The organism is Vibrio sp. 1CM7H, assembly GCF_023161645.1.
Lineage (GTDB): Bacteria > Pseudomonadota > Gammaproteobacteria > Enterobacterales > Vibrionaceae > Vibrio > Vibrio diabolicus.
The window spans coordinates 454499-466800 of sequence record NZ_JALNTV010000002.1; the positions used below are offsets into that span (position 1 = coordinate 454499).

The window sequence follows — 12302 nt, forward strand, 5'->3', positions numbered from 1 at the left end:
CTTGTTTGCCAGCCTTCGGGCTGGTTTTTTTATAGAGATAACGGCGTGAAAAACAAAAACGCCCCGCAATGTTAGCGAGGCGATCAATTAAATTAAAATGATGCAGTTAAAATGCCCTACTGACGACACTTCTGAGCATCAAAATCAACGACGATGGCGGCATTCTCAAAGTCACCAGAGACTTTAACGTAGCCCCAGTAGTTACTCTGATTTGACAACGTAATACACTCTCCATTACCAATATTATCTGACCACCCGTGAAGATTAGTACCATCCGGCCAACCGGAGTTACTGTATTCAAGCTTTAGGTTGCCCGCACCGTTTCCCGTCGTTATCGCCAGATTTGAGCTCTCATTCACCGCTGGCACGCTCAGCCAAATGGTTTGTTGATTTGCCAAGCAAACGGGCTCTCCTACTGTTAGGCGCCCACCGCTTACTTTACTTTGCACCGCGCAGTCTTGTGGCAATGTGTCATTACCGCCCAACGTTGAGATAACAACACTATGAGTGGCGGTTGCCGTCAAGCCTTCACTGTCTGTCACACTTAGACTGACCGAATACTCCCCTTCACTCCCATATTGGTGCGTCGGCTTGGTTTGTGCACTTGTCGAGCCATCACCGAAGTCCCATAAGACGCTGACGATCTTCCCGTTTGGGTCTGTACTGTTTTCACTGCTAAATGTAATGCTTTCACCGACTTTCCCCTTGTTGTTTGCGGTTATGACTGCATTAGGTGCACCATTTGAGACAAGGGCTTGCTGCCACTGCTCAAACTCACTTTGATATAAATTCGCCCATTGGGTGATCGTGGCCTTGTAATTGCTCCAATTCCCTTGGCGTGTTTCCACCAGCATTTGGTTTACGTCATCTTTATGATTTTCAAACATAAAACGTACAGCTAAGTACCCCCAACGATAAATTCGATCGACATCAAACCCATCATAAGTAGTCTCGAAAATCTCACTTAAGGTATACGTCGAGCCGTCTAAAATCGTCTCAAGTGCTGCTTGGTTGTCATTTTCTTGAGCGACATACTCTGCAATGCCTTCACTCCACCACACTATTTTTTCAGTTGGATGACTAAACCCTCCATAGAGATCAAATCGACCATCTAAGTAATGCACGTATTCGTGCTCTAGGTTCCAGACAAAGTGATCCGCGTTCGCATAAGAGGCTTCATAAGCAATAAAGTTGGGAATATTCCCCGGCTGGGAAGGGTCGCCCTCCAAGTACATACCGCCATTGTCAGTACTAATATCGAAAATTGGCCCTGCGTACTTACCATAATCAGTGCTTGAATCGAAGATATTGACTTGGAGCTGAGTGTTGTAGTCATCTTTTACTGGCTGTTCACCAGTTTCTAATGACTGATGAAAGTAACCCTCTTCGTAGCCCATTTTAGAACATGCGGCCGCGTGTTGCTCTTGCGTCATATTCTGAGACAAAATTCGGATTGTCGGGCTACAAGTATAAGTTTGCGATAGCACCAAGCCTTTTAGCTCAGTTTCGAAATTACAAATTCCGAACTCACTACAATCTGCGTAATATGAGGCGGTGTCCGCCGCCGCAAGCCAAACCGCGTCACCCCGACCATACATTTCATACTGTTCAAAGATTCGACTCAGCTGACTCTTCACAACAGAACTCGCGTTACCCGTATACTTGGTCAGACGCCCGAGCTCTCGCCCTGCATTCGCGGCCATAAACTCATCTTCAGCACCGATTGATGACGCCCTTAGAGCAAAATCGCCTAAAGCTTTGGCAAGGTCTGTTTGGTTACCAATTACTTGCACAAATTGCTCGTTCCACTGCCCACCAAACAAAATAGTGAAAACACCATTAACCGCATTGCGCATATACCAGTGCTGGGCGTATTGATCATTCCAACGTGTAAGCCACTGGGTCACTTGCGGTAAGTACGCGTGCTGCAAGCCCGCACTATCCATAGTGATGATAACTTCACTAAGCACTTTGCCATGACGATCGCTGTTCTCGTAGAAGTTTGCGTTGTTAACAAACGCATCCACGGACTCTTTCACCGCAGGGGTTACCCATTCAATAAATGAGATGTTGTCATTGTAAAACTCGGCGTAATAACCCGCGCGTAAGTATAAGAACAACGTTTCTAGTTCATCGCTCCCGCCACCCGTATACCCCTTCGCCAATGTCGTAGTGTGCTTAGCGATGTTGTACATATGATCGGAGCTAAATACCGACTCTTGAATCCGACTTTCAGCAGAGAATAACTGGTTCACACACGTCGCGCCCTGACTTAAAACTTCGCTGATCAATTGGTTACTGCTTTCGGTAACCAATAGCTCCAAATCACAAGCAGTGCTCGACTCATCAAGGCTTTCAAGTGACTGTACTCGAGTTGCCTTAGAGGGCTGAATTGGGAGAGTTGCGGTTGGTTGGTATTCAACTCGATTAGATTCAACACCGTGTGTATGAGCCGAATGTGCATGTTGCTCTGTAACTTGAGAAACTGGCTCGCTTAACGCAAATACGCCAGTGCTGGTTAATGTTGTCGCAATCGCGACACTCAAAATCTTCAGTTCCATCTAATTTCTTCTGTATTGAGTTTTCCTTAGATGCATTACGTCTTTTGCATCGCCACTGCCCTTATTACTGCAAGAGCATCTCCATATAATCTACTCGCAAGACAAGAAGAAACATTTTGTTAACAACTGGGTATGGCGGTATCAGTTTTTGGTACCAGAAGGAACACGGAGTGAGCTTTAAAAATTCGTATTTGTTAAAAAATAGAGATGAGCTAGAGAAGAAACGTGTAGTTAAACGGGTATACCCAGCACGTTAAATGGCTAGGTATACTCCAAAGCGGGTCGGTAAAAATTCGCGAATCAAAGCCCCTAAAGAAGGAATCGGACAATGGGCTAATACTCTGTAGGTTCTAGGCTGCTTTGTGGTCGAAGAGTGCGGTAATTTGTTCTTTTAACGCGTGCAAAAATTCGGTATTTGGTGTGTTTTCAAGGTACATTTCATACTCTTTAGAATTATAAAAATACTCATGCGCTGATGCGTTAAGGATCTTACTAAAAGACAGTGTTTCCAATTCATCTTCAAGAGCACGGCAACTCAATTCACCATACCCTGAGTCGCTATCTTTAGCGAATTGGGTTTCAATGTTGCTGATATATAAAACACAATCCTTGATAAAGAGCTCAACGTTACTTATGCGCTGTTCGATATCTTTAAGCTGACCGCTGTTCCACTTAGACTTTTCTTGCTCGAGCTTATCAATAAGTCCACTTTCACGTAGTCTGGTATTGTTATCTTTAATTCTTAGTAACTCATCGAGCACTTTATTAAACTCAGACTCAGCCCTAAGTCTTAAGATTTCCAACTCCTTGGAGAACAGCTTTGCTTTTAACTCACTTGCTTGATACAAGCCAGATATAGCAGCATTTCTTTTAACTCCAAACATAAAAATCCACCCAAAAGATACTTACTAAAAAGTAGCACACAAAAAGCAAGATAGAAGACGCGAGGTTTTCGTCAGCACGCTACACATTACTACCTAATCTCGATTGTAACGTAATAAACAGAATTTTCATCACTTAGAACCACCAACTATTTGAATGAAAATCACACAGTTACTTTGATAAAAGTATTTATTTTAGAAAAGGCAATCCCAAGTATGTAACGGTATAAAATTGACACTATAAAAACAAAAACGCCCACACTCTACTACCAAAGTCAAATATCAATGTCAGAGATTGGACAAAACACTCACTATTTACAGTAATGAAAAGCCACTATTTCATTGAGAACCAAAATTTCAACATACTACATCGGACTATGCTGATCATAGACGGGGTTACTGATGAAACGTTAGAATGCCACTACTTTAGTAATCTCCCATAATATTTATGACCGACGCTGATATTGAGCTACAACACCTTTGGTTAGAAGTCCAAGCCGAACGCTGGCAAAACCTGCCACGCTTTTTATTCAGTTACTACTGCTACAAGCACAACCTTGTCAGTAAAACCAACAAAGTTTGCTGGGAGACGGCACGTGCAAACCTGCCCGCTTCAACATCAATAAAAGAGCGAAAAAAGGCGGTGGTTGAACCGTTAGTCTCTGAGGAAACCGTCGTTGGGTTATTGAAAACCATCAGCAAAGATGGAGAAATGACGTTTGACGTGATGGTAACCACACTTAATACGTTTTTGCACTATGTTGTGATTAGCAAGGAAGAAAAAGCGCAACTTAAATCAAACATGCCAGCTAGTTGGTATCAGCAATCGAACAAGTCGCCTTTGGCACGTTTCGAGCAAGCTGGCATTAAGCTACAAGAGTGATATGTCAGTCATCGCTGACGATAAACACAAAAGACAAGCGCCAACAATGAGGCGCATTTGGTCAAAAATTGAGGAGCCCCTAAACAAAAGTGCATAGCGAGCAACAAAGAAAAAGTTTGGTTATTCTTGAATGCCTCGAATGCGTACATTACGCCTACGTAGAACTTCTAAAGTCACGAGCAAACACACCGACATAAAAATCAGCAACGTAGCGACCGCCAATATGGTCGGACTAATTTGCTCTCGAATTCCTGACCACATCTGCCTCGGAACGGTTTTTTGTTCTGCCCCAGTCAGGAATAACGCCACCACAACCTCGTCGAACGATGTGCCAAAAGCAAACAAGCCGCCAGAAATCATCCCCGGACGAATCAGCGGAAAGGTAATGTGTCTGAAAGTATAAACAGGGTTTGCTCCTAAGCTAGCCGCCGCTTTTACCAGGCTATGATCAAAGCCGCTTAAGGTCGCAGTAACGGTAATGACGACAAAAGGCGTACCTAACGCAGCGTGTGCCAAAATGACGCCTAGATAAGTTTGTGATAAGCCAAGGCGTGTGTAGAAAAAGTACATCGCAGCAGCAGAGATAATGACTGGTACGATCATAGGTGAGATCAACAGCGCCATAATGGTATTGCGAAAAGGCAAATTACTACTGGCTAAACCCAACGCCGCCAGAGTTCCTAGCCCTGTTGCAACGAGTGTCGCCATAAAAGCAATGAACGTGCTGTTTTTCAGCGCCAACAGCCACTGATCACTAGTAAACATTTCTTGATACCAGCGAGTAGAATACGCTGCCGAATCAAGGTTTAGCATCCCCTCGGTAAAAGTAAAGTAAGGCGTTGCATTAAACGATAACGGGATGATGGTCAGAATTGGAGCGATTAAAAAGAACAGCACCAACCCACAAAAAACTAAGTAGCCTGCGTAAGCGACTCGCTCTACTTTTGATGCATAGTTTGGTAATGCCATGGTTATCCTCCTACCTTAAGGTTATTCATGCCAACCACACGGTTGAATATATAAAACAGAACCAGTACAACGAACAAAAGCAGTCCACCCAATGCGCCAGCCATCCCCCAGTTCAGTGATGTCTGCATATGATAGGCAATCATATTGGATATCATCTGTCCGCTTCTTCCACCAACCAAAGCGGGCGTAATGTAGAAACCAATAGAAAGAATGAAAGTGAGCAAGGCCCCCGCACCTATCCCCGGTAACGTAAGCGGCATATAAACTTTGATGAACGCAATGAAAGGCGTCGCGCCTAGAGAACGAGCGGCACGGAAATAAGTTGGGCTAATTCCTTTCATTACGCTGTACAGAGGCAGGATCATAAACGGCAGCAGAATGTGAACCATAGACACCACCGTTCCGAAGGTATTGTGAATCATCTGAATTCGTTCGGAAGTAAAACCCGACCAAATAAGGAGATCATTAATGACCCCTTGGTTTTGCAGCAGAACAATCCAAGACGTGGTTCTGACTAATAATGACGTCCAAAATGGCAGCAGCACAATGATTAAAAGTAAGTTCGCGCGCTTATCAGGTAAATTGGCAAGCAGGTAAGCAACGGGGTACGCCATCACCAAACAAATTAAGGTGATTGAAATAGACATCCAAAAAGTTTTAAAGAAAAGGTCGACGTATATTTGGCGTTTTTCTGGTTGGGGCTCAATGTCTCCAAACTCATTCACTTGCAAGTCTAGCGCAGCAAGATAATGACTGAATGTTAATGCGCCACTAAGATTCTTAAACGCCGCCCAATATTTAGGATTAGCCCATCGCTTATCCAGCTTAGCCAGCTGTGTCACCGAGCTCGGCAGCGACGCCAAACGAGACAACTTTCTACCTGTTTTCATCAATAAGCTGCGCATACCAGACACTTCAATATTCATTCGGCTGGCTATTTTCGGTAGCTCTTTGCTTTGATAAAGCGCAAGTACTTCAACAGAGAATGCCTCAATGACTTCTTGATGAGGCAGACCTTGATAATCCCAACTTTCTAATGCTTGAATAGTTTGTGGTAGTGACTGGGATATTTCTCGGTTATCCACGCTTCGATAAAGCATATCGAGGATAGGAAAAGCAAACGTAAGCAGAATAAAACACACCAATGGCGTTGTGAGCATAATGGAGCGAAGCTTTTTTCGGCGCTCTGCCTTTTGCAACTGCGCTTTCAGATTGGTTTCTTGCTGATGAACTTGGCGTTCGATCTCCAATACAGAATCTAATGCGGTTAGCTCTCGACTCATGCTGCTACCTCGCTACTTTGAGTTTGTGTCCCATCAAGAGCATGGCAATCGTCACTTTGCCAACCAATACGACAAATTGAGCCAGGCGTTAACTGCAAGTGTTTACGATTATCGTTAGGTACTTTAACGATGAAGTGACCAACGCTCTCTACTTCGACGACCAAACGATAATGATCACCGTGATAAATCAATTCTCGTAGGACGCCTGAGACTTGGTTCTCACAAGACGCTTTCTCTGGTTGAATAACAATCTTTTCTGGTCGAATGGAAAGTGTTGTCCTCTGCCCTTGCTCAGAGACTCTGACAGGTTTCGCAGTAAATAACTCTTTCCCAACGAGCACTTGGCAATACTTTCCGTTCCACTCTTTGACTAAACCTGAGAGTTGGTTGTTTTCTCCAATAAACTGCGCAACAAACGTATTACTCGGAGATTCATAAAGCTCGGTAGGTGTCGCGAGTTGTTGCACTTCGCCGTGATTAAAAACCGCAATACGGTCGGACATTGTGAGAGCTTCGTCTTGATCGTGCGTCACATACAAAATGGTGATGCCAAGCTTTTCATGCAAATGTTTAATCTCCATCTGCATTTGCTCACGCAGCTGCTTATCTAATGCGCCTAGCGGCTCATCCATCAACACGAGTTTAGGCTCAAACACTAATGCTCGCGCTAACGCAACACGCTGTTGTTGACCACCTGATAACTGCTTTGGGTATCGAGTCGCAACATGCTCAAGCTCGACCATTTCTAATACACTCTGAACTTTGCTTTGAATCGTGTCACTGTCGAGTTTTCGCACCTTTAAAGGAAACGCAAGATTCTCAGCAATGGTCATATGTGGAAACAACGCATAGTTTTGAAACACCATACCAATATCGCGCTTGTGCGGCGCGAGATGATTGACAGGAACGCCATCGATATAAATGTCTCCACCGGTCGCAGTTTCAAAGCCTGCTAGCATCATCAAGCAAGTGGTCTTGCCCGATCCTGACGGCCCCAACATAGTAACGAACTCTCCAGGAGCAATATCTAAGTTGAAGTCTTTCACCACCAAATTCGTGCCATCGTAGGTTTTCTTAACGTGTTGAAAGCTGACATAGTCCTTGTTTTCCGTGCTCATGATTTCCCTCTTCTCATTTTTTGAATATTACGAATGAGTAGAGCGTCAGTTAACGCTCTACTAAACAGCACAATTACAGATTGTATTTGGATAGGTCTAAGCGGGTTTCTAACGCATGTTCAACCATTTGAATGACTTGTTGACGCTCTTCACCTTGTAAGAGTTGGCGTGGCGCACGAACTTGTTCAGAGCCACGTCCGCAGACTTGCTCGGCCAATTTTATGCACTGAACCAGCGTAGGAATGGTGTCTAAACGCAGTAGGGGTAAGAACCAACGGTAGATCTCTAACGCTTCAGCATAACGACCTTGGCTTGCCAGTTTATAAATCGCGACGGACTCTTCTGGGAATGCGTTGGTTAAACCAGAAATCCAGCCGGTCGCACCTAGCATCAATGATTCAAGAGCGATGTCATCAACACCACTGAACACGGTAAAGCGGTCATCAAATTTATTGTAAAGCTCGGTGATACGACGAGTATCAGTGGTCGACTCTTTGATAGCTACAATACTTTCAAACTCAGCCAGTTTCGCCATGATATCGAGGTTTACATCTACACCATAAGCAACCGGGTTGTTGTAAATCATGATTGGCATTTCTGGCGTTGCTTCTGCTAGCGTGCGGTAATATTCGAACGTTTCGTTCTCAGACGTGCGGTAAACCATGGCTGGCATCACCATACAACCATCGATACCAATTTTGTACGCATCCTGCATGTAATCAATAGCTGCTGTGGTAATAGACTCTGCTGTACCAGCAATCAAAGGCACACGGCCATTTACGACTTCTTTTGCCGCTTGCAAGACCTGGCGTTTCTCCTCCGGGTACAACGCACAGTTCTCACCGACGGTACCCAAGCAGATAATGCCATTCACACCATCTTTAATCTGGTTGTCTATAACGGTTTGCGTTGCGTCTAAGTCGATTGACTGATCTTGACGAAATTGCGTACTGACCGCCGGATAAACACCTTTCCAATCAATTTTCATGAACTACTTTCCTTATATGTATATTGTATGCAATTTAAATGAACGAGCGAAAATGCTCAGACATGGCTATCTATGCCATTTTCTAACAACACCGCCTTTACAGCGGCCAAATCAGCCAAAGCACTGCCAACTGATTTGTATAAAGTAATGACCTCATCGTTTTGACGTCCTGAGATTTGTTGGGCGCAAAGCTGCGGTAATTCCCCTTTGATATCGTCTGACGTGAATACGCCCTCTTGAATTGGAATGAGAAGATCGCCCGCTTCGGCTAATACATTAATACGGCTATCAACATACACCTGTGCTCGTTGCACTGCTTTAGAGTCGCATTCACGCTTGTCCAAGTCATGATTACCGACCAAATCAATATGGGTGCCCGGCTGCACGTCTGCGCCATTAAACAAAGGCTCTGCTGATGCAGTAATACAGCTGATGATGTCAACGTGTTTGATAACGTGGTCCACTTTTTCTACGACTGAAACGCGAAACCGACGCTCATCAGGAAGCGACTGATACTCTGAAGATGACACAATGGCATCTACCGTCGCCTCGGCTTTATCTGAGTTACGCCCCCAAATATAAACCTGCTTAAGTGGGCGAACCGCAGCGTATGCCCACGCAAAATAAGGCGCAAGATTGCCCGTTCCGCAGATCAACAGACGATCAGCATCGGGACGCGCTAAATAGTCCGCTGCCAACGCAGAAGCTGCGGCGGTGCGCCAAAACGTTAAAACTTTACCGTCCACGAGTGCGAGCGGCTCACCATCGTTTCGTCTAAAAACAAGCAGCTTAGATGCAAGCGTATCTTTACCTTGCTCGGGGTTATGCGGGAAATATGTAAAGGCTTTCACCGCAATTAACTCCTGGTTCCAAGCAGGAAGTAGCGCAAACGCCTCGTATTCTCCCTCTTCTAAGGGCATGACTCGGCGTTGAGGTATTGTTGCTGGCCGCGAGTACATTTCACGCATCGTTTCAATAAGAGAATTCATTGTTAAACATTGCGCGACTTGCTGTGCTTCGATGACTTTCATCATTTCTCCGAAAACATAAATACAGTTGAGGAAAAGTACGGAACCTCGCTTATGGATGAAAACTCGGCCCCATACACAAATTAACGCCTAGTTAAGCAGCCAAGTATTAAACTCTTCATTTAGTTCATCCGCGTAGTCTGACCACCATTCATCGTTAATCAGGAAGGCGGTTTGGAAGTTTTGAGGTGCGGTAGGAAGGTTCGCTAAAATGTCTGGGTTCACCTCCGCCGAAGACGACTTACGCGTAGGCCCATAGGCAACGTACTTAGCTTGATCAGCTAATGGTTTTGTTCCTGAAGAAAAAGCGATGAAATCCAATGCAAGCTTTGTGTTCTCACTACCCTTAGGTATCGCCCATCCATTCATGTAACCCATTTGACGGTCCCATATAATCCGAAATGGTTGACCTTCATCTTTACGGGCATTGTGAATTCGGCCGTTAAACGCCGAGGCGATCACCACTTCTTTGTCTGCAAGCATTTGAGGTGGTTGGGCACCGGTTGTCCACCACAGTACTTCTGATTTGATCGTATCCAACTTAGCAAAAGCACGCTCGCGCCCCGCTTCGGTTTCGAGCAGGCTGTAGACCTCTTCTGGCTTTACACCATCAGCCAATAGTGCCCACTCAAGATTGCCCTGAGGTTGTTTTTGCAATGCACGTCGACCTGGAAAAGTTTTTAGGTCAAAAAGATCGGTCAACTTGCTAGGCAAAGCCTTACCTTTAAACGCGTCTTCGTTCACCGCTAATACTGTGGACACAACGATGGTATTGATTGCGCACTCGTGAATCGCACCATCAATGAAATCCTCTTGTGCTGGTGTTCCATCTGCGCCCGGAGGCAAAATACTTGGGCTCACTGGTTCTAATAGCCCTTCTGCACAACCACGAACAATGTCCGGCTTGTCGAGAGAAACCAAATCCCAGCGCACGTTGTTCGCTTCCACCTGCGCTTTAATTTCGGCTAATCCGCCGCTGAAATCCTCGGATACGATCTCGACACCTGTTTTTTTAATGAAAGGCTTGTGATATGCCTCCACTTGGCTCTTGGTGAATGCACCACCCCAAGATACGACCGTCAATTTGTCTTCAGCATAAGCAGAGGTCCCCAACAGCATTCCTGAAATCAACAGCGCCAATGGTGCTTTGGTCATTCGTGACATGTTTTACTCCTTTTGGTTGTTTTTCTGGAGGCATCCGAGTACGGCTGTTGGATACCAGTTTTGTTAAAATTAAGTTAACATTAGCATTTAATATATTTTATACAATATTTAATATTAAATTTTTCAGGCAAATCGTTGTAATGAAAAAGGTGAAAGATCAATCGATGTCGGCTTTCCTTCGATAAGCTCTAAAAGGAGATCTGCCGTAATCGCCGCTTGAGTTAATCCAAGGTGTTGGTGGCCAAATGCCAGTAATACATTTCCATCCCAAATGCTATCAATAACCGGTAACGAGTCGACTGTTGAAGGCCGATTACCCATCCACTTTTCTCCTTGCTTGAGTGGATGTAATCCCGATTCAAACATCTCATCGCCTAACTGAAAAAGCATTTCTGAACGTTTCATATTGGGTGGTGACTCTACATTGGCATACTCAACAGTGCCTGCCAATCGTAGCCCACCTGACATCGGAGTCATGATGAATTTTCTATCGGCAGAGCTAATAGGAAATGGCAATACATCACGCTTGTCATCCACCATTAGGTGATAACCACGCTCGGCTTGAATAGGCACTTTGACTCCGGTTAGTTGCCGTATCAAAAGCTTAGAATGTACACCAGCGGCAACAATGATTCGGTCAAATGAATGTGTTTGAGACTCAACCAACACATCACCATTTTTCTCCAACGCAGATACACCTTTTTGTAAAATCTTACCGCCAAGAGCTTCAAAAGCTTCACTTAGCTCAGCACAGAGCTGATAAGGGTCTAGCGTATGTCCTGTATCGGGAAAAAAGACTCCGACACGAACCTTATGGCTGAGATCAGGTATCCGCTTTCGAATCGCCTCTTGTGTCCAAACTTGATACGTCACACCGTTTTTAGCCAGTGAGTTAAGCGTACTTTGATAATTCTGAAACAGTTTCTCGTTTTCAAAAGTGAGCAATGAACCATTCATTTTTATTAGATGTGCTTTTCCGATTGAATCAAGCACGCCACGCCAACTTGCCACTGACCGCTCGTTAAGACTCTTAATCGCGTTTTTTGCCCGCTCCGCAGCTGATGGCTTTGTTTGTAATAGAAAACGAATCATCCACCCGATTGTGTTTGGAATATCTTGCCAACGGATCGAAACCGGACTTTTGGGATCTAGCAGCATTTTAGGTAATTGTGGAAGCAGCGCTGGCGTTGCAAGAGGGAAGATTTGCTCAGTCGCGATATGACCTGCATTTCCCTTAGAGCATCCATTCCCCACGCCATTGGGATCAAAAATCGTGACTTGATAACCTTGCTGCTGCAACTTCAATCCAATTGATAAGCCAATAATCCCCGCACCTATCACGGCGATCCTTTCCTTTTTGGTTTCATCCTTGACCAACATAAATATGCTCCGAGTCACACTTGAAAACGTAGATTGTATACAATATA

The 12302-nt window shown here is 44.7% G+C and carries 10 protein-coding genes; 1 reads left to right on the top strand and 9 read right to left on the bottom strand.

The genetic code is table 11. The features are described from left to right. Positions 1-116 precede the first annotated feature (116 nt). Together MSG33_RS10365 and MSG33_RS10370 are read right to left on the bottom strand one after the other, a co-directional pair. Complete coding sequence (locus MSG33_RS10365) at positions 117-2561, bottom strand: collagenase (protein ID WP_248380952.1); 2445 nt, start codon at positions 2559-2561, stop codon at positions 117-119. A 350-nt stretch (positions 2562-2911) separates the two neighbouring features. Then, on the bottom strand, positions 2912-3445 hold the full coding sequence (locus MSG33_RS10370; RefSeq protein WP_012841894.1) for a hypothetical protein: 534 nt from the start codon (positions 3443-3445) through the stop codon (positions 2912-2914). A 445-nt stretch (positions 3446-3890) separates the two neighbouring features. Between MSG33_RS10370 and MSG33_RS10375 the strand changes: the two genes are divergently transcribed. Next, complete coding sequence (locus MSG33_RS10375; protein WP_074191227.1) at positions 3891-4325, top strand: hypothetical protein; 435 nt, start codon at positions 3891-3893, stop codon at positions 4323-4325. A 120-nt stretch (positions 4326-4445) separates the two neighbouring features. Here MSG33_RS10375 and MSG33_RS10380 read toward each other — a convergent pair whose 3' ends face one another. The 7 genes from MSG33_RS10380 to MSG33_RS10410 form a co-directional block, all read right to left on the bottom strand. Next, positions 4446-5294, bottom strand: coding sequence for an ABC transporter permease (locus tag MSG33_RS10380; RefSeq protein WP_005393492.1), 849 nt, complete (start codon positions 5292-5294; stop codon positions 4446-4448). Between the two features lie 2 nt (positions 5295-5296). After that, entirely contained in the window at positions 5297-6577 is a 1281-nt protein-coding gene (locus MSG33_RS10385) for an ABC transporter permease (RefSeq protein ID WP_167426657.1), read from the bottom strand. Further along, positions 6574-7695: an ABC transporter ATP-binding protein gene (locus MSG33_RS10390; protein ID WP_048626301.1), complete on the bottom strand. Its 1122-nt coding sequence runs from the start codon at positions 7693-7695 to the stop codon at positions 6574-6576. Before MSG33_RS10390 ends, MSG33_RS10385 begins: the two co-directional genes overlap by 4 nt. A gap of 73 nt (positions 7696-7768) precedes the next feature. Further along, positions 7769-8683, bottom strand: coding sequence for a dihydrodipicolinate synthase family protein (locus MSG33_RS10395; protein WP_248380954.1), 915 nt, complete (start codon positions 8681-8683; stop codon positions 7769-7771). Positions 8684-8739: 56 nt separating this feature from the next. Further along, positions 8740-9714 carry an ornithine cyclodeaminase family protein gene (locus MSG33_RS10400; RefSeq protein ID WP_248380957.1) on the bottom strand — a complete coding sequence of 325 codons (975 nt, stop codon included), beginning with the start codon at positions 9712-9714 and terminating at the stop codon, positions 8740-8742. A gap of 87 nt (positions 9715-9801) precedes the next feature. Continuing rightward, a complete protein-coding gene (locus MSG33_RS10405; protein WP_017633955.1) occupies positions 9802-10875 on the bottom strand; it encodes an ABC transporter substrate-binding protein in 1074 nt (357 codons plus the stop codon). Between the two features lie 123 nt (positions 10876-10998). After that, positions 10999-12255 carry an FAD-dependent oxidoreductase gene (locus tag MSG33_RS10410; protein WP_248380960.1) on the bottom strand — a complete coding sequence of 419 codons (1257 nt, stop codon included), beginning with the start codon at positions 12253-12255 and terminating at the stop codon, positions 10999-11001. Positions 12256-12302: the final 47 nt, after the last annotated feature.